Source organism: Nocardia sp. NPDC050413 (assembly GCF_040655475.1).
In the GTDB taxonomy this organism is placed as follows: Bacteria; Actinomycetota; Actinomycetes; order Mycobacteriales; family Mycobacteriaceae; genus Nocardia; species Nocardia coubleae.
In genome coordinates this window covers 1,140,222-1,157,329 of sequence record NZ_JBFAJZ010000001.1, presented here as the reverse complement: position 1 = coordinate 1,157,329, position 17,108 = coordinate 1,140,222, and the positions used below count along the sequence as shown (strand labels likewise).

Here is a 17,108-nt window from a genome sequence, read left to right as displayed (position 1 = left end):
CCCGATGCCCCCACTCACCCTGCCCGCAGGCCTCGACTTCTCCGACCCGGGACTCTGGGCCCAGCGCACGCCCGTCGAGGAATTCGCGATGTTGCGCAAGGCCGCCCCGGTGTGGTGGAACGCGCAGTCCGACGACATGTGCGTGCCCCACGACGACGGCGGATTCTGGGTCGTGAGCCGTCACGAGGACGTGCGAACGATCTCCCGCAACCCCACCCTGTTCTCCGCGAGCACCAAGGGTTCGGTCATCCGCTTCCCCGGCACCGTCACCGCCGACACCTTCGAAGCGACGAAATCCATGCTCCTCAACATGGATCCACCCAAGCACTCGGCCGTGCGCCGCATCATCTCGCGCGGGTTCACCCCACGCGCGGTCGAGGCGCTGCGCGCCGCGCTGGCCGAACGCGCCGAGGCCATCGTGCACGCCGCCCGTGCGACCGGCGGCGGCGACTTCGTCCACCAGGTGGCGCGCGAGCTGCCGTTGCAGGCCATCGCCGAACTGTTCGGCATCCCGCAACCGGATCGGCTGCGCCTGTTCGACTGGTCCAACCAGATGCTCAATTTCGACGACCCCGAATACGGCGACCCCATCGGCGCCACCGCGGATCTGCTCGGCTACGCCTGGCAGCTGGCCGAATCGCGACGCCTCGACCCCGCCGACGACCTGGTGTCGAAACTGGTCACCGCCGATATCGACGGCGGCTCACTGACACCCGACGAATTCGGGTTCTTCATGATCCTGTTGACCGTGGCGGGCAACGAGACCACCCGCAATGCCACCACCCACGGCATGAAGGCCTTCGTGGATCATCCGGAGCAGTGGGAACTCTTCCGCGCGCAGCGCCCACGCACCGCCGCCGACGAGATCGTTCGCTGGGCCACTCCGGTGATCGCGTTCCAGCGCACCGCCACCGAGGACACCGAACTGGGCGGTCAGCCGATCGGCGCCGGGCAGCGGGTGGCGATGTTCTACAGCTCGGCCAATTTCGACGAATCGGCCTTCGGCAACCCGTTCACCTTCGACATCCTGCGAGACCCCAACCCACACTTGGGTTTCGGTGGGACCGGCCCGCACTACTGCGTCGGCGCGAATCTGGCGCGACTGCAACTGGAACTGATCTTCGGGGCCATCGCCGACGCCATGCCCCGCCTACGGCAGGTCGCCGAGCCGACCAGGTTGCGGTCGAGCTTCGTCAACGGGATCAAGCACTGGCAGGTCGCCTACGAGTGAGGCGGATCGCCGGTCGGCACGACTGATTCGTAGTAATGTCCAGACAGGTGTCCAGGTACCGTCTGGACGGAAGGAAGGTGTGGCCATGCCACGATTCGAACCCCACCCACCGGTGCGACCCGCCGTGGTCACCGGCGGCTCGTCCGGCATCGGCGCCGCCACCGCGAAAGCCCTTGCCGAACTGGGGCATCCGGTCGCGCTCGGCGCGCGACGCGTGGCCGAGTGCGAGGCCGTCGCGGCGGCCATCCGGGAGAAGGGCGGCACCGCGTTCGCCCACCGGCTCGATGTCACCGACAACGACTCGGTCGAGGAGTTCGTCGCCGCCGCGCGGCGCGAACTCGGCGATATCGAGATCCTGGTTTCGGCCGCCGGGGTGGTGAAATTCGGGTGTGTGCACGAGCTGTCCTCGGCCGACTTCGTCCGCCAGCTCGACGTGCACCTGGCGGGGCCACAGCGCTTGCTGCGCCTGCTCGTGCCCGGCATGATCGAGCGGCGCCGCGGCGACGTGGTGCTCATCGGCTCGGACTGCTCGGTGACCCCACGGCCGCGCACCGGCGCCTACAGCGCCGCCAAAGCGGGCATCGAGACCCTGGCCACCCAGATGCGCATGGAGCTGGAGGGCACCGGCGTTCGCGTGTCGTTGGTGCGCCCCGGTCCCACCGCTACCGAGATGGGCACCGACGCGACCGTCGAGGACATCGAGCCGCTGCTGAAGGACTGGTCACGCTGGGGCTTCGCGCGCCACCCCTACATGCTGCGCGCCGCCGACCTGGCCGACGCCGTCACCGCCGTGGTGTCCACGCCGCGCGGTGCCCATGTGATCGTCAGCGAGGTCCAGCCCGAGTCACCGCTGCGCTGACTCGCCAGACGCCGAAAGCCGCCCCGAACCTTTCGGGGCGGCTTTCGCGTGTGACGTCAGCGGCGCCTGCGGTAGCGCACCCGACACGGCTGCTGCAACTGCACGACCATCTTGGAGTGATCGTTGCGATAGCTCTCCGAGGGCTGGGCCATCTCGAACTCCCAGTCGCGCAACAGGATCGAGAATATCGCCTTCATCTGCATGAGCGCGAACGCGGCACCGACGCAGCGATGCCTGCCCGCGCCGAACGGGATCCAGGTCCAGCGGTTGACGATATCGGCCTGTTCGGGGTCGATATAGCGGCCGGGATCGAAGGCGTCGGGGTCGGGGAAGCATTCGGGCAGCCGGTTGGACACCGCCGGGGTGGCCGCCACCAGGTCACCCGGCGCGATGCGGTGCCCACACACCTCGAACTCGTCCCTGGCCACCCGCATCAGGATGATGAGCGGCGGATGGAGCCGCAGCGTCTCCTTCAACGCCGCTTCCAACTGCGGAATCTGGCGCAGCGCACGGAAACTCACCTCGGTGTCGTCGGCGAAGAGGGTGTCGAGCTCCCTGACCACGGCGGCGAGCGTGTCGGGGTGGCGCAGCAGTTCGATCATCGTCCACGCCGAGGTCCCCGAGGTGGTGTGGTGACCGGCGAACATCATCGAGATGAAGATGCCGGTGACCACCGACGCCGAGAAGCGCGGTGCGCCCTGTTCGTCGCGCACCGACACCAGCACGTCGAGCAGATCGCGTTCCTCCTTGCCCTGGGGAGGCGCGGCGATGCGGCGGTCCATGATCTCGCCGACCAATTCGACGAGTCGGCGCCGCGATTCGTCGCGTTTTCGGAAGCTCTCGATCGGCATATACGGGTCGACATAGGCGAGTGCGTCGGTGCCGCGCTCGAGATCGTGATAGAGCTCGGCGAAACGGCTGTCGAGTTCATTGCGGAATTTGGTGCCGATCAGGCAGGCCGAGGAGGTGTAGATGGTGAGCTCGGCGAAGAAGTCGAGCAGATCTATTTCTCCGGAATCGCCCCAGTCCGCGATCATCCGGTCCACTTCGTGCGAAATCGTCGCCGCGTGGCCGCGCATGTAATCGGCGCGCAACGCCTGATTGTGCAGCATCTCCTTGCGCCGCTCCGGGCTGGCGTCGAAGACGACGCCCTCGCCGAAGATCGGCTTCATGAAGGGGTACGCGGCCTCCTGGTCGAGGTCCTCGTCGCCGGCGCGGAAGAAGAATTCATTGGCCTCGGCGCCCGAGAGCAACACCACGTCGCGCCCGGCCAACTCGAAAACGCCCACGTCGCCGCATTCCTCGCGCACCCGGCGCATGAGGGCGATCGGGTCGGAACGCAGTTCCTCGAGGTGACCGTGCTCGTGTTCGCCGCCGGAGACCCGTCGCGGTTTCAGAAGCGTCATCGAAGACCTCTCAATCTCTGGGTCATATAGACACGTGTCCAGACGGTACTACAGTTCGCGGGCGTGGCGCAATGCGCGAAAAAGCCGTCACCCGGTTATCCGGGTGACGGCTTCTGTTGTCGCGGAGACTATTCCAGGATCAGATAGACCGATTTCTCGATCCGGTCCGCCATTTCGTCGTAGGTGCCGTATCCCATCCCGGCACGCACCAGCGCGCCCGCGTAGAGCAATTCGAACGCCTCGAGCACATCCGGATCGTGGTCGGGACCCAGTGCCCGCGCGATCCGCTGCCGGATTTCCAGACCGATCCGCACCCGCAGATGCGACACGTCGGGGTCCTGGCCGAGCAGCGCGCTGGTCACCGCGCCCGCCAGCTCGTTCTCCCCGCCGACCATCAGCGACACCTGCCGCAGCGTCTCGACGACCCGCTCGGCCGCCGACTTGTCGTCGTCGTGGTCGAGCTGCGGCGTCTGTAGCAGGCGACGCCAGAACACCTCGGCGACGAGGTGTTCCTTCGACGAGAAATAGGTGTAGGCGGTCGCGGTTCCCACGCCCGCGGCGGCGGCCACCTGACGCACGGTGAGTCCGGAATAACCCTGCTCGGTGATGACGTCGACGGCGGCGCGGGTGAGCCGGTCGACCGTATCGGCCTGTTTCTCGGTCAGACGCCTGCGCGTGGCCTCGAGAATCGCGGGATCAGAATGGTTTTCGGACACAATTCCATATTAGTCGCAGGTACATGGGATACCTATTTGGGCCTGCGCATGCGCGGTTCGCCGCCTCCGCGCGCCCGTTCGGAAACGGTGCTGATGGCGGTATCGAGCCGGGTCCCGTTGGGCCAGCCGACATAGTGGCACAGGAACAGGGCGATTTCGCGGAGCTGTTCCTCGGTGAGCTCTTTGTTGTGCAGGGCGGCGTGGATCTGGATTTCGGCGGTTTCCATGCGGCCCTGGGCGGCGAGCGCGCCGAGCAGCAGCAGCCGACGGTCGCGGTCGGTGAGGCCGGGGCGCGACCAGATCTCGGCGAAGAGGTGATCGACGGTGGTGGCGAAGAACGCGCCGTCGATCTCCGGCGGTTGCCAGCCGTAGACCTCTTTCATGCGGGCCAGGCCGCGGGCGCGGGCGTCGTCGGTCATGTGCTGCTCCTGTCGGATGTGGGGATCCGAAGGCCGAGACCTTCGGCGAGATGCTCGAAACCCATTCGGGCGAGAGGTAATTCGACGCCGAGCCGGGCGCCGAGGTCCAGGGCCAGCGCCAGATCCTTCTCGCCCAGGTCGCGCACGTGCGACATGATCGGCAGCCACGGATCGCCCTCGGCGAGGTGAGCGGTGCTCTCACGCCACAGGATGGCACCGGGTCCGCCGGTGACGGCGTCGGAATGGCGAACCACCTCACCGAGGCGGCGGATGTCGAGCCCCGCCGACTCGGCTAGGCGCGAGGCCTCGGCGGCGGCGGCGAAGGCGACGAAGTGCACCAGATTGCGGGCGAGCTTCATCCGCGTACCCGCACCCACCGGGCCCGCGTGCACCACGAGATCGGCGAAGCGGGCGAACGGGGACCGCACCGCCTCGAACGCGGACTCGCTGCCGCCGACCATCACCGCGAGGCGTCCCTGTTTCGCGCCGGGCGCGCCACCGCTGACGGGTGCGTCGACCAGCTCCACCTCGTGGCGGGCGCATTCCTCGGCCAACTCGATCGCCGTGCTGTCGGCGATGGTCGAATGCACGGCGACCACCGTGCCCGCGGCGGCCGTCGACAGAATTCCCTGCGGACCTGTCAGCACATCGCGGACCTGAGTGTCGTCGAGGACGGTCACCGAGATCACCGCCGCGCGGGCGGCGACCTCGGCCGGTGTAGCGGCCACCGCGACGCCCGCGGCGGCGAACTTCTCGGTGGCAACGGCCCGCGCGTCGCACACCACCAGCCCGCCCGGCCAGTCGACGAGCCTGCGCGCCATGGGCGCACCCATGTTGCCCAGCCCGATGTAGCCGAGGCGTGGCGCGTTCTCGGTGGTCATGAGCGGATCACCTGACCGCCGTCGACATTGAAGATCTGCCCGGTCACCCAGGCAGCGTCGTCGGAGAGCAGATACAGGCAGGCACCGACGAGATCCTGCGGTGTGCCCATCCGCTTGAGCGGCAACCGCTTCACCATGTCGTCGACGATGACCGACGGCGTGATCGTCTTGGTCGCCTCGGTGTCGATGGGGCCGGGTGCGATGGCGTTGATCCGGATGCCGGAGCTGCCGAGCTCGTGGGCCAGTTGCTGGGTGAGGCCGTTCACGCCGACCTTGGCCAGCCCGTAGAAGCTCGAATAGGTCCATGCCGCGGTGGAGGACTGGTTCACGATGGATCCACCACTGGCGCGCATCGTCGGCCAGACCGCGCGGGTCACGTTCAGCGCGCCGTCGAAATTCACGCTCATGAAGTGCTTGTAGTAGTCCCACGGCACCGTGAGCAGCAGGTTCAGTTTCATGGTCCCGTAGATGGCCGCGTTGTTCACCAGATGGTCGATGCCGCCGAACTTCTCGACGGTGAACGCGGCGAGCGCGGCCGCGGAATCCGGGTCGGCGACATCGACCTCGCGGAAGGCGGCGACACCGCCTGCCGCGGTGATCTCCTTGGCGACCGATTCGCCCGCCTCGGCATTGATGTCGGCCACCACCACGCGGGCGCCCTCGGCGGCGAGTGCCTTGGCGTAGGCCGCGCCGATACCCTGTGCCGCGCCGGTGACGATCGCGGTCCGGTCGGTGAAACGTGTCATGTCTGTTCTCCTTCAGGCCGGGTAGGCCACGAGTTTGGTTTCGAGGTATTCCTCGAAGCCGGCGACGCCCATCTCGCGTCCGATGCCGGACTGCTTGTAGCCGCCGAAGGGCGCGTCGACCGAGTACCAGGTGCCGCCGTTCACGCCGAGGGTCCCGGTGCGGATGGCGGAGACGACCTTGTCGACGCGGGCGGGATCGGTGCCCCACACCGAGCCCGACAGGCCGTAGGGGGAGTCGTTGGCGATGCGGATCGCGTCGTCGTCGCCGTCGTGCGGCAGGATCACCAGCACGGGCCCGAAGATCTCCTCCCTGGCCACCCGGGACTCGTTCGTCAGCCCGGCGATCAGGGTCGGCTCGACGAAGTAGCCCGCATCGCGGCCGGCTGGACGACCGCCGCCCACGACCACCTCGCCGCCTTCGGTGCGAGCCAGCGAGATGTAGCCCTCCACGCGTTCGCGCTGTCGCTCGGAGATGAGCGGACCGCACACGGTGCGCCGATCGTCCGGGTCGCCGGCACGGATGCCGGACATTGTCCTGGCCGTTGCTTCGAGAGCCGCCTCGTAAGCGCTGCGCGGTACCAGCAACCGGGTGGACAGCGCACAGCCCTGACCGGCGTGCACACACACCGAGAAGGCGGCCATCGCGCAGGCCGCCGCGACATCGGCGTCGTCGAGGACGACGAACGCGGACTTGCCGCCGAGCTCGAGGAACACCTTCTTCACCGTGGCCGCCGCCGCGGCCATCACCAACTTCCCGGTGCGGGTGGAACCGGTGAACGACACCAGATCCACGTCGGGATCCTCGGCGAGCTGGGCGCCGATCCGGTGGTCGGAGCCGGTGACCACATTGAACACACCCGCGGGGATATCGGTGTGCTCGGCGGCCAGAATCCCCAGCGCCGCACCGCACCACGGGGTATCGGGGGCCGGTTTGAGCACAACGGTGTTGCCCGCCGCCAGCGCGGGCCCGATCTTGGCCAGGTTGATCTGATGCGGGAAATTCCACGGCGTGATCGCCCCGACGACGCCCACCGCCTCGCGCCGCAGTTCCCTGCGGGTACGCATCCCCATCGGTTCGGCGATCGGCATCTCGGTGCGCCAGGAATAGGATTCGGCGAGATCGGCGAAATAGCCGAGATCGTTCACCGGCCCTTCCAGATGCGGTCCCGCCGTGAGCATCCGGGGCGCGCCCGCCTCCTCGATGGTGATCTCGCGCAGTTCCTCGATGTGCTCGCGCATGGCCTCGCGCAACTGGCGCAGGCAGCGCGCTCGGAACGCGGGATCGGTCGACCACCCGGTGGTGTCGAAGGCGGTGCGGGCCGCGGTGACGGCCGCGCGCATGTCCTCGGTGGTGGCGTCGGCCGCCCAGCCGAGGCGCTCGCCGGTGGCGGGGTTGCCGGTCGCGAACACCCCACCCGATCCCCGGCTCAGTTTTCCGTCGATCAGCAGCGTGCAGCCGTCCTCGGGACGTAGATTGCTCGGCACCGTGTCTCCCTCACTGTCTGGACAGGTGTCTAGACTGTATTTCACCGTACCGCCGGTGAGCAAGGGCGCATCGGCCGGAACCGTTGCCCGCGAGAGGAAATGCCATGAAGACCAGACTGCGATGCCCCTGTGGAGACCTCATCGTCGGCACCGACGAGGACGACCTTGTCGAGCACGCGAACGCGCACCTGGCGGCGAACCATCCCGACCACGACTACACCCGCGAGGAGATCCTGTTGTTCGCCTACTGACACGACAGCGGGCCCGCACCGTGTGCCGGTGCGGGCCCGCCGTCGTGGGTCGGGTCAGGGTTTGCGGGCGACGCCGCCGTACGCGGAGATCGGCTGGACCTCGCCCACCTGGGCATCCTCGGGCCGCCACTGGGTGATCGAGGTGAAGCCGGGCTCCACGAACTCCAGGCCGTCGAACACCGCCTGGATCTGGGCCTGCGTGCGCGGAATGTAGGGGGTGCCGCCGGTGCCGGTGTAGTTCTCGCACAGCGTCACATAGGCCTGGCTGTCGTCGGTGCCGTCCCACATGATGAGGTAGCTGCCCGACGGGACCGCCGCCAGCACGGTGCCGACGATGCGGAGCAGGTCCTCGTAGGTCTTGGCGTGGCCGAGTACGCCCATGAACATCACCGCGATGGGCTCGTTGAAGTTCAGCACGTTGCGGGCGTCGGCGACGATCTTCTCGGGCTCGTGGAAGTCGGCGTCGATGTAGGTGGTGACACCCTCGGGGGTGGTGCTGGTGAGCAGCGCCCGCGCGTGCGTGAGCACGAGCGGATCGTTGTCGACGTACACCACGCGGGCGTCGGGGGTGACGCCCTGGGCGACCTCGTGGGTGTTCTGCATGGTCGGCAGACCGGTACCGATGTCGAGGAACTGCCGGATGCCGCGCTCGCGGGCCAGGAACCGGACCGCCCGGATCAGGAACTGCCGCGACTGCACCGCCATGGTCGAGATGTCCGGGTCGACGGCCAAGCCCGCGTCACCGGCGATCTTGTCGATGTCATAGTGGTCTTTGCCCCCCATCCAGTAGTTCCAGATCCGCGCCGAATGCGGGATGTCGGTCCTGATCTGTGGGGTGTCTACGTCGGCCATGGGTCTCGTTCCTCTGCGAATCGACTGTGACTTAGCCGGCCCGCCGGTCCACACCGCCGGCGCGGCACAGCATCTGATCTGGTTGCGACAGTACAAGATTGACGCCGTGCTCGAGCAGATTCGTGGTTCACCTGTTCGGGCCGATCGAAACCGGTCCTCGCACTGCGGATCTCGCGCCCGACAAGGGGGTCCCCGACAGGAACGGTCAGGTCGAATTCCCGCCGGTGACCCGATTCGCGGCTCCCTACGGTCGGTCGAGTGAACCCTGATACCTACGCAGAGACCCCGGCGACCGACCGGCTCCACCGTCCCCTGATCCTGTTCATGGCACTCGCGGCTGCCGTCGGTACATCGACGATCTATCCGATGCAGCCCGCGATCGCGGACGTGGCGGATTCGCTGGGCACCCAGATCACCGCTGTGGGATTCGCCCTGGCCTGCGGGCCGATCGGCTACATGCTGGGACTCGGCCTGCTGGTGCCGCTGGTCGACCGCTTCGCTCCCGGCCGCGTCCTCGCCGCCCAGTTCGGGGTACTCGCCTGTGCGCTCGCGGCCAGTGCGGCCGCGGGCAGCGCCACCGTGCTGGCTCCGATGATCGGTCTGGTCGGCGCCTGCTCGGCGGTCGGGGCCGGGTTGAGCTCCGTCGCAGGCCGGTTGGCGCACCCGCACCGGCGCGCGACGGTCCTGGGGATGGTGACCGCGGGCATCTCCGTCGGCATCCTCGCCGGCCGGATCGTGGGTGGGTGGCTCGCGGACGAGATCGGCTGGCGTGCGATGCTGCTCGTCTTCGCCGCCACCTGCGGCCTGCTCGCCGTCTGCTGCCTCACCGCGCTGCCCGCCGTGACCGGAACCGCCGAGCGCGGCTATTTCTCGACGTTGCGGTCCCTGCCCGGATTGCTCGTCCACCACGCGACGCTTCGGGCCGCCGCTGTGCGTGGTTTCCTGTGGTTCTTCGCCTTCTGCGCGGTCTGGGCAGGTATCGCCGTGGCACTTTCGGAGCCCCCGTATTCCTACTCGGCCGAACGAATCGGCCTCTACGCGCTGGCGGGCCTCTCGGGCATCCTCGCCACCAGGATCGCAGGCACACGGACCGACCGCGACGGCGCTCGCCCGGTGATCCTCGCCGGCCTCGTCCTCGCCGGGACCGCCACCGTCGTCATGGGTTTCGGCCTCGCGAACACACTCGTGACGCTGGTCTGCCTGGCGGCCTTCGACGCCGGGCTCTTCGCCGCCCAGGTCGCCAACCAGAGCACGGTCCTGGCGATCGAACCCGACGCACCGGCACGCTTCAACAGCGCGTACATGCTGGTCTACTTCGTCGGTGGCAGCATCGGGACCGCCTTCGGCGCCGCGGCGGTCGAGTGGTTCGGGTGGCAGGCGACCGCCCTGATCGCGGCGGCAGCCATCGCCGCCGCCGCGATCAACACAGCACGATCGCCGCTCGTATGAAACTCGTAGTCCGTTCGGCGGGCAGGAGAAGTGGGCGCGAATCGCGCCGACTCATCTAGGTTCGGAGTCGGTGCTTGTCGGCGACTTCGAGCACGCCGGCCGGCACCGAACCGCCAACCGATCGAAGGAACCCACAGATGACCATCAAGCTGGAGAACATCGGCATCGCCGTCCGCGACATCGAGGCCACGATCAGCTTTTTCGCCGACCTCGGTCTCACGGTCCTCGGCCGCGACACGGTCAGCGGTGAGTGGGCAGACACCGCTGTCGGCCTCGACGGCAATCATGCCAAGATCGCGGTACTCCGAACTCCGGACGGCTCCGGGCAAATCGAACTGTTCGAGTACATCCATCCCGAGGCAATCGAGACTTCGCCGACGCTGCCCAACGAGATCGGCATGCACCGCATCGCCTTCTCCGTCGACGACATCGACGAGGCCCTCGCGATCGCGGCCGGGCACGGTTACCACCCGCTCCGCGGCGTGGCCGACTATGAAGGCGTTTACAAGCTCACCTACCTGCGCGGGCCGAGCGGAATCCTGATCATGTTGGCCCAGGCACTCACCTCGACGACATCCGACGAGTAGCGCCCGCGCCGGACAAGTGCTACGTCCACGGGGTCGAGCCGGCGAAGCAGGCTACGATCGCCGATCTCTCACGGCCGTCCCTCGCCTCGGCCGAGGCGCTCGCCGCCGAGCGTGGGCTCGCCGACATCATCACCACCGCACCGGTCGCCATCGACGACCTGGCGACCGAATTCGGGCACGCGACCTTCGATACCGTGCTGTGCCACAACGTGATCCAATACCTACCCGAATCACCGATGTCTGCCCTCGCGGGCCGGCTCGCACCCACGGGTCTGCTGTCCGTCATCGCTCCCAACGCGGCCGCAGACCCCCTTCTCACCGCAGTCCGTTCCCGGAATCTCATCGAGGCGCTGCGCCTGCTCGACGCCCCGACCCGCGTCACCGTCACCTACGACACCGAAGCGCGAGCCTGCTACGCCGACGACATCGCAGGCGACCTGCGTGACGCGGGCCTGGAGGTGCTGGCCCACAGCGGAATCCGCGTCGTCTGCGACCTCATCACCGACGACGCCCGTAAATCCGACCCCGACTTCTATGCCGATCTGGAACGCCTGGAGCTGGCCTTGGCCAACCGCGCGCCGTATCCCCACTTCGCCCGCATGTTCCAGCTCATCGCCCGTCCGTCGCGTACACGCTGAAACTCTCACCGTCGGCGATCCGGCGCATCGCCGCCACCTGGTAGGCGATCGCGTCACTCGGAATCTCGCTCATCTCCCGCCATGTCAGCTCGGAGCACTTGTGCGGTTCGCGGTTGACCACGTCGTCGTCCCACCGTTCGGCGCGGAAGAAGAATCCCACTCTGTGCGGCTGATTCCCGTACCGGTGCTGCATGACGTGCACGCACGTCAGATCCTCGGGGCGTAGCCGGATCCCCACTTCCTCCTCGGCCTCCCGAATGGCTGTCTCGACCACGTCCTCGCCCTCTTCGAGGTGCCCGGCCACCAATCCCAGCTGCCCGTCGGCGAATCCGGTGTTCGACCGCCGCGACCACAACAACTTCCCGTCGCGCACCAAGACCAGATGCACATCCACCACGCTCCGAAACCGTTCGACCACGCTTGTCTCCCAACAGCTCCCGGCGTCGCACCCCGGTGGACGCGACGGAGCACGATCGTATTTCCCGGATGCACGTGGCGGTTCGGGAATGCGCGTCAACTCATGGATTGTCGGTCGGTGGTCCTCCGGCACCCACCGAAATTCACGGCCGGGTGTCGGCCGTACGCATTCGCTGACGCGTCATCATTCCCGCTGGTCAACCCCCACGCCGCCGCTGATCGGGACGACACCCCGACTCGACCGCGACACACCTGATCCAGGGTAGCGATTGCTGGATGATTGCGGTTGCGCGCGCCGGACGGAGAGCAAACTCCGGACCCGGAGGCAGGCGATCAGTGTTCGGCTGTGTCCGGAGTCATGGAGGAGTCCGACGGTATGGGTGTGTTCAATTCTACTGCCCCGAAGGGCATTCGGTGTGGCCGTGGGCCGCCGGTGTGGTCGGTCGTTCGTGTACGGGACCGGGGCCGCGCCGTTGTGCTGGTGCGGATTCTCCCCGGACATCGGATCGGGTGCCTCCCCGCGAGCACGGGGAGACACCCGAAAGAGCTCTGCGTGGCGGTCGCCACCGCCGCGCGGAGCAACGCAGACACTGGGAGAGCGCTGCTGTGACCACACTAGATGTTCCTGTTGTTCCCGTGTGCCCGGATTCGGCCCATCGGCCGCTCACGGCACCGGCCGACCCGACGGTCGAGTCGTTGCGAACGGCGATTCTCGGCGATTCGCGTGCGACGCACCGACGGGTGTGCGTCACGACCATCGCCCTGAACGACGGGCCACGGTCGGGACTCACCTCCTCGGCCGAGGCCGCGCTGGCACCGGATCTGTTGCGCGCGACGATCACGGCCCTCGGTGGATCGGCAACGGCCATCGCCGCCGACCCCGAGCTGCGCGGCGCGCTGTGCGAATGGGCGGCTGTCTACGCCCCGCACCTGTTGCCCGTGCTCACCGGCCATCTCGACTTGGCGATCGGGGCGATCGCCGCACTCGGCAACGATTCCGCGTACCAGCGGGAACTCCTCGCCGAGCTCGACACCGGGGAGGCGATCGGCCTGCTGCTGCTGACCGAGCTCGGTGGCACCAACGGCGCCGACCAGCAGACCACCGCCACCTGGGACGGCGCCCATGGTGGGTTCTGGCTCGACTCGCCCGGTACCGCGAGCTGGAAGTTCATGCCCAACATGGCCGACCCGGCCACCCGCAAGACGGGTGTGGTCACGGCCCGCCTGATCGTCGACGGTCGCGACGAAGGCGTGCTGCCCTTCCTGCTGCGGTTGCGTACCGGGCAGGGGCTCGTGCCCGGGCTGAACGTCGCGCCGCTGCCCGACAAAGGCTGGGCGCCGATGGATCACGCGCTGATCCGGTTCGACGCGGTGTTCGTCCCGGTCGACGCGCTGCTCGGCGGCCGGTGGGCGGTGATCGGCGCTGCGGGGTTCGAATCGAAAGTGCCGGTACGACAACGCTTTCACCATGCGATCACGGCTTTGGGGGAGGGCAGGCTCGATCTGGCAGGCGCGGCTGCCGCCGGTGCGCGTGCGGCGTTGGCGGTGACGGTGAACTACGCCGATCAGCGTCGCCCGGGTGGCCGGACCTCGATGGCCGACCGTGGAACGGTTCGCCGTGATCTGGTCTCCGCACTGGCCTCCACCTACGCCACCAGCATCCTCGGCCGCCGCATCCAGGACCTGCGTGTGGCCGCCGCCGGACCGTTCTCCGCGGTGTGGTCGATGCTGGCCAAACCGTTGCTGGCCTACACCGCACACGACGTGCTGCTGACCTGCCGTCAGCGCAGTGCGGCGCAGGGGTCGCTGCGCACCAACTGGATCGTCGACTGGATCGGCAACACCGAAGGGATCATCACCGCTGAGGGCGAGTCCCAGCTGCTCTGGAAGCAGGCCGGGCACCTCATCGCCCGCGCGGAGACCGCCCTGACGCTGCCTGCCACGCCGGACGTTCTGCCCTGGTACATCCGCATGCTCACCGGGCGGGAGTCGGCGCTCGCCGCCGCGCTGCGCCGGGGTGATATCGCCGTCGCGAGCACCGCGGTCGATCGCGATACCGCCGCCGTCGAACTGGCCACCGCCACCAGCGAAAGGCTCGCCGCCACCGCGTTGTTCGCGGCCTGTGCCACGGCCGACGACGCATCGGCCCGCCACCTGCTCGAATCCGCCTGCGTTGTGTACGCGCTGGAGCGAATCCGCGCGCACGGCAGCTGGTTCGCTGCCCACGGACAGCCGACGCCCCGGCACGCCCACCGCGTGCACGAGGAATTGCGTTGTGGCATCGACTATCTCGGTGCGTACCTGAATGTGCTGGTCGACGGCTTCGGCATCGAACTCGAGCCCTTCGACGCGCCGATGGCGTCGCCGGACTACCTGCGGTGGTGGGAGACCTGGGCGGGCGGGAAGACCGACGCGTTCGGCGAGGTCATGCGCTCGATCACCGGGCAGGTGCTGGCATGACCGGACACAGTGTCGAATACGAGGTCGTCGTCGTAGGGGCCGGGTTCGGTGGACTCACCATGGCATGGGAACTCCAAGAGGCCGGCGTGCGGAACTTCCTGATCCTCGAGGAAGGACCCGAGGTCGGCGGTGTGTGGCGGGAGAACACCTACCCGGGCTGTTCCTGCGACGTGCCCGCGCACCTGTATTCGCTCGCCTTCGACCCCTACCGTGACCCCCGGGTGCGCTACCCCGACGCGCAAGCGATCCTGTCCTACCTGGGTGCGGTCACCGACCGGCACGGGCTGCGTCCTCATCTGCGCTGCGACACCGCCGTGGTGAGCGCCGATTACCGCGACGCCGACCGCACCTGGTCGCTGACCACGTCGGCGGGGGACCAGATCCGTACCAGAGCGGTGGTGTGGGCGGTCGGCCAGCTGCACCGGCCAGCTGTCGCACAACTGCGCGGAGCCGACACCTTCGATGGTCCGATGTTCCACTCCGCGCGCTGGGATCACACGGCCGACCTCACCGGGCACATCGCGGTGGTCGGCACCGGATCCTCGGCGGCACAGATGATTCCGGAGCTGGCCCGCACCGCTTCGTCGGTCACCGTCTACCAGCGGAGCCCGTCGTGGGTACTGCCCAAACCCGCCGCGTCGTTCGGAACGATGTCGCGGTGGGCGCTGACCCATGTACCCGGCCTGCACGGCTTGTACCGCGCCGGACTGTACCGCGCCGCCGACCTGGTGCTGGCCCCGACCACTCATGCCGGGTGGTCGGCCAAGGCGCTGGAATTGGTTGCGCGGGAACATCTTCGACGCCAGGTGCGCGATCCGGAGCTGCGCCGAAAGCTCACCCCGGACCATCGGATCGGGGAGAAGCGCATCCTCATCGACAGCGGGTACTACCGCGCGCTCACCGAGCCCCACGTAGAACTCGTCACCGACCCGATCGACCGGATCGTCCCGGACGGCATCCGCACCGTCGACGGCATCGAACGCCGCGCCGACCTCATCGTCCTGGCCACCGGCTTCCGCGCCCGGGAGTTCCTCGACGGCGTCCGGGTCCGCGGGCGGGGTGGTGTCGATCTGCACGACCGGTGGCGAACCGAGGGCCGCCCGACCGCCTTCTACGGACTGGCCGTTCCCGGCTTTCCCAATCTCTATCTGATCGCGGGACCGCACTCGTTCACCCCAACCAACAGCAACCCCGCCGTCAAACAGCACCAGGCCCACTACATCATGCGCTGCCTGGCACTCAGCGCCCGCCTGCGCGAACCGATCGAGGTCACCGAACAGGCGATGACGACCTACCTGGACCACCTCGACGACGCGCTCGACCGCACCGTCTGGCGCGACGGCAAGGCAACGACCTGGTGGAAAACGGCCGAAGGCACCGTCACCAACGCCTGGCCGGGAACGGTAGCCGCTTTCGGAAAGGCGCTCGCCGGAAACAATCCGGCCCTCTCGTTCACGGTGCCGGACTCGGGACGACTCTCGGGCGCCCCGCAACCACGTCCACACGACGAACCGTGCCGAACGGGATAGTGGCGGCGATCCGCGCAATCAGCACCGGGTGGAGCTGATCGCACCGCGCACGCCCTCGGGGAGACCGCATCCTCCTCGAGGGCGTCGCCGGTGAGAACCGATCACTGCTCGGCAGCTCCGGATCGTGCGTGCTGCGAAACAACATTCGCGACCGACCACATGACGTCGTCCAGCGGTTTACGCCGACGATCCGTACCAGTGGCGTCACCGACCGGCAGCCCGACGGCCGCCATCGTGGCGATCGCCCAATGATCGGGCAACGCGAACTCGTGGTGCAGTCCGTCCCGGTCGAATGCCCGGAACTGATGCACCTGGAGTCCGAGTTCGTGTGCCTGGAAAGTCAGGTGCGCCACGGCCTGTCCGAGGTCGTAGTCGGCGAACTCGGAGTACTCGAAGTCGGTGTTTTCCACTCGTCGCTGTACGAGGTTGGCGACCAGGAGGCTCGCATCCGGTGCCCACGCCGCGGAGCTTCGCGCGAGGAAGCCGGCGAGCCGCCGATGAACAGCGTCCCCACGCACACCGGCGATGAACCGCCACGGTTGCGAATTGCCTGCCGAGGGCGCGCGCCGAGCAGCTTCGAAGAGCGAGCTGACCTCGGCCGACGACATCGTGTGGGCACGTTGGAAACCCTTGGGGCTGTAGCGCTCGAGGACGAAAGGGTGCAGGGCGGCGGCATGGACGGTCACACGAAGGGCAACCACCCGAGCAAGCCCGACCTTCCCGTGCACGCTTGCGACTCGGACCGTCCGACCGTCCTGAACCGAGGGAAACCGGGCGGGCATGCGACCATACAGGGGTTGTCGGAGGTCGTCGCTATGCTCGGTGTCACCACGGCTCGAAGCCACTCCCAGGGGGAATCCATGACCGACCTACACCCGCGCACGTCCGGCCGTCCTCCGGAACCCGCCCGCACCGACGAGGTCGAGCTCGCCGTGTCTTCGAACGCTGTCCCGTTGTTCAGCACCCCCCACCACAACGAACCCACGGCGGCAACGCCGACCACCACCGGACACCAGTTCCCGACCTTCCTCGCCCCCGCGCACGATCGGTCCGACGACGACCAGCAACGCTAGGGCTGTCCCTCAGGCGCGTTGGTACTTCGCCTGAGCGAGACGTCCCCGCCGACACAGATTTCGACGGCGAAGTCGGTGACGACCCGGACGTGACCACGGCTGTCCGGCG

General features: G+C 68.0%; 18 protein-coding genes. 9 read left to right on the top strand and 9 right to left on the bottom strand.

Going from position 1 to position 17,108, the window contains the following annotated elements:
* Positions 1-4: 4 nt before the first annotated feature.
* Together AB0I19_RS05500 and AB0I19_RS05495 are read left to right on the top strand one after the other, a co-directional pair.
* A complete protein-coding gene (locus tag AB0I19_RS05500) occupies positions 5-1,231 on the top strand; it encodes a cytochrome P450 (protein WP_357144825.1) in 1,227 nt (408 codons plus the stop codon).
* An 85-nt stretch (positions 1,232-1,316) separates the two neighbouring features.
* The gene (locus AB0I19_RS05495) at positions 1,317-2,090 is read left to right on the top strand and encodes an SDR family oxidoreductase (RefSeq protein ID WP_357144823.1); all 774 of its coding nucleotides are present in this window, start codon (positions 1,317-1,319) and stop codon (positions 2,088-2,090) included.
* Positions 2,091-2,146: 56 nt separating this feature from the next.
* Here the strand turns inward: AB0I19_RS05495 and AB0I19_RS05490 are convergent, their stop codons facing one another.
* From AB0I19_RS05490 to AB0I19_RS05465, 6 genes are all read right to left on the bottom strand, one after another.
* Complete coding sequence (locus AB0I19_RS05490) at positions 2,147-3,496, bottom strand: cytochrome P450 (RefSeq protein WP_357144820.1); 1,350 nt, start codon at positions 3,494-3,496, stop codon at positions 2,147-2,149.
* A gap of 128 nt (positions 3,497-3,624) precedes the next feature.
* On the bottom strand, positions 3,625-4,212 hold the full coding sequence (locus AB0I19_RS05485) for a TetR family transcriptional regulator (RefSeq protein WP_225280238.1): 588 nt from the start codon (positions 4,210-4,212) through the stop codon (positions 3,625-3,627).
* Between the two features lie 32 nt (positions 4,213-4,244).
* On the bottom strand, positions 4,245-4,631 hold the full coding sequence (locus AB0I19_RS05480; protein ID WP_067487507.1) for a carboxymuconolactone decarboxylase family protein: 387 nt from the start codon (positions 4,629-4,631) through the stop codon (positions 4,245-4,247).
* Entirely contained in the window at positions 4,628-5,512 is an 885-nt protein-coding gene (locus tag AB0I19_RS05475; RefSeq protein WP_357144817.1) for an NAD(P)-dependent oxidoreductase, read from the bottom strand. Before AB0I19_RS05475 ends, AB0I19_RS05480 begins: the two co-directional genes overlap by 4 nt.
* Positions 5,509-6,258 (bottom strand): SDR family oxidoreductase, encoded by a 750-nt coding sequence (locus AB0I19_RS05470; protein WP_067487511.1) that lies wholly within the window; start codon positions 6,256-6,258, stop codon positions 5,509-5,511. The genes AB0I19_RS05475 and AB0I19_RS05470 overlap by 4 nt, the downstream gene beginning before the upstream one ends.
* Positions 6,259-6,270: 12 nt before the next feature.
* A complete protein-coding gene (locus AB0I19_RS05465) occupies positions 6,271-7,743 on the bottom strand; it encodes an aldehyde dehydrogenase (RefSeq protein ID WP_357144814.1) in 1,473 nt (490 codons plus the stop codon).
* A 104-nt stretch (positions 7,744-7,847) separates the two neighbouring features.
* On the opposite strand from AB0I19_RS05465, the gene AB0I19_RS05460 reads away from it, so the two are divergent.
* Positions 7,848-7,994, top strand: coding sequence for a DUF1059 domain-containing protein (locus AB0I19_RS05460; RefSeq protein ID WP_357144812.1), 147 nt, complete (start codon positions 7,848-7,850; stop codon positions 7,992-7,994).
* Positions 7,995-8,048: 54 nt separating this feature from the next.
* Here the strand turns inward: AB0I19_RS05460 and AB0I19_RS05455 are convergent, their stop codons facing one another.
* Complete coding sequence (locus AB0I19_RS05455; protein WP_067635394.1) at positions 8,049-8,846, bottom strand: SAM-dependent methyltransferase; 798 nt, start codon at positions 8,844-8,846, stop codon at positions 8,049-8,051.
* Positions 8,847-9,104: 258 nt separating this feature from the next.
* Here AB0I19_RS05455 and AB0I19_RS05450 point away from each other — a divergent pair, with 258 nt between their 5' ends.
* The 3 genes from AB0I19_RS05450 (at position 9,105) to AB0I19_RS05440 (ending at position 11,520) form a co-directional block, all read left to right on the top strand.
* Positions 9,105-10,295 (top strand): MFS transporter, encoded by a 1,191-nt coding sequence (locus AB0I19_RS05450; RefSeq protein ID WP_357144809.1) that lies wholly within the window; start codon positions 9,105-9,107, stop codon positions 10,293-10,295.
* Positions 10,296-10,432: 137 nt separating this feature from the next.
* Complete coding sequence (locus AB0I19_RS05445) at positions 10,433-10,882, top strand: VOC family protein (RefSeq protein ID WP_357144806.1); 450 nt, start codon at positions 10,433-10,435, stop codon at positions 10,880-10,882.
* 236 nt (positions 10,883-11,118) lie between these two features.
* Positions 11,119-11,520: a hypothetical protein gene (locus tag AB0I19_RS05440; RefSeq protein WP_357144803.1), complete on the top strand. Its 402-nt coding sequence runs from the start codon at positions 11,119-11,121 to the stop codon at positions 11,518-11,520.
* Here the strand turns inward: AB0I19_RS05440 and AB0I19_RS05435 are convergent.
* Entirely contained in the window at positions 11,492-11,908 is a 417-nt protein-coding gene (locus AB0I19_RS05435) for an NUDIX domain-containing protein (protein ID WP_357144801.1), read from the bottom strand. The two genes, AB0I19_RS05440 and AB0I19_RS05435, sit on opposite strands and share 29 nt — an antisense overlap.
* Before the next feature lie 635 nt (positions 11,909-12,543).
* Between AB0I19_RS05435 and AB0I19_RS05430 the strand changes: the two genes are divergently transcribed.
* Positions 12,544-14,397, top strand: coding sequence for an acyl-CoA dehydrogenase family protein (locus AB0I19_RS05430; protein WP_357144799.1), 1,854 nt, complete (start codon positions 12,544-12,546; stop codon positions 14,395-14,397).
* Positions 14,394-15,926, top strand: coding sequence for an NAD(P)/FAD-dependent oxidoreductase (locus AB0I19_RS05425; protein ID WP_357144796.1), 1,533 nt, complete (start codon positions 14,394-14,396; stop codon positions 15,924-15,926). The genes AB0I19_RS05430 and AB0I19_RS05425 overlap by 4 nt, the downstream gene beginning before the upstream one ends.
* A 101-nt stretch (positions 15,927-16,027) precedes the next feature.
* On the opposite strand, the gene AB0I19_RS05420 is transcribed toward AB0I19_RS05425, so the two are convergent.
* Positions 16,028-16,612, bottom strand: coding sequence for a nitroreductase family protein (locus AB0I19_RS05420; RefSeq protein ID WP_357144794.1), 585 nt, complete (start codon positions 16,610-16,612; stop codon positions 16,028-16,030).
* A gap of 174 nt (positions 16,613-16,786) precedes the next feature.
* Here AB0I19_RS05420 and AB0I19_RS05415 point away from each other — a divergent pair, with 174 nt between their 5' ends.
* A complete protein-coding gene (locus AB0I19_RS05415; RefSeq protein ID WP_357144791.1) occupies positions 16,787-16,999 on the top strand; it encodes a hypothetical protein in 213 nt (70 codons plus the stop codon).
* The last annotated feature ends 109 nt before the right edge of the window (positions 17,000-17,108 follow it).

Bases quoted from the DNA above. Each gene is read 5' to 3' on its own strand.
- AB0I19_RS05445 (WP_357144806.1), top strand. From the start codon at position 10,433: ATGACCATCAAGCTGGAGAACATCGGCATCGCCGTCCGCGACATCGAG.
- AB0I19_RS05440 (WP_357144803.1), top strand. From the start codon at position 11,119: ATGTCTGCCCTCGCGGGCCGGCTCGCACCCACGGGTCTGCTGTCCGTC.
- AB0I19_RS05490 (WP_357144820.1), bottom strand. From the start codon at position 3,496: ATGACGCTTCTGAAACCGCGACGGGTCTCCGGCGGCGAACACGAGCAC.
- AB0I19_RS05495 (WP_357144823.1), top strand. From the start codon at position 1,317: ATGCCACGATTCGAACCCCACCCACCGGTGCGACCCGCCGTGGTCACC.
- AB0I19_RS05470 (WP_067487511.1), bottom strand. From the start codon at position 6,258: ATGACACGTTTCACCGACCGGACCGCGATCGTCACCGGCGCGGCACAG.
- AB0I19_RS05425 (WP_357144796.1), top strand. From the start codon at position 14,394: ATGACCGGACACAGTGTCGAATACGAGGTCGTCGTCGTAGGGGCCGGG.
- AB0I19_RS05415 (WP_357144791.1), top strand. From the start codon at position 16,787: ATGACCGACCTACACCCGCGCACGTCCGGCCGTCCTCCGGAACCCGCC.
- AB0I19_RS05500 (WP_357144825.1), top strand. From the start codon at position 5: ATGCCCCCACTCACCCTGCCCGCAGGCCTCGACTTCTCCGACCCGGGA.
- AB0I19_RS05480 (WP_067487507.1), bottom strand. From the start codon at position 4,631: ATGACCGACGACGCCCGCGCCCGCGGCCTGGCCCGCATGAAAGAGGTC.
- AB0I19_RS05460 (WP_357144812.1), top strand. From the start codon at position 7,848: ATGAAGACCAGACTGCGATGCCCCTGTGGAGACCTCATCGTCGGCACC.
- AB0I19_RS05455 (WP_067635394.1), bottom strand. From the start codon at position 8,846: ATGGCCGACGTAGACACCCCACAGATCAGGACCGACATCCCGCATTCG.
- AB0I19_RS05475 (WP_357144817.1), bottom strand. From the start codon at position 5,512: ATGACCACCGAGAACGCGCCACGCCTCGGCTACATCGGGCTGGGCAAC.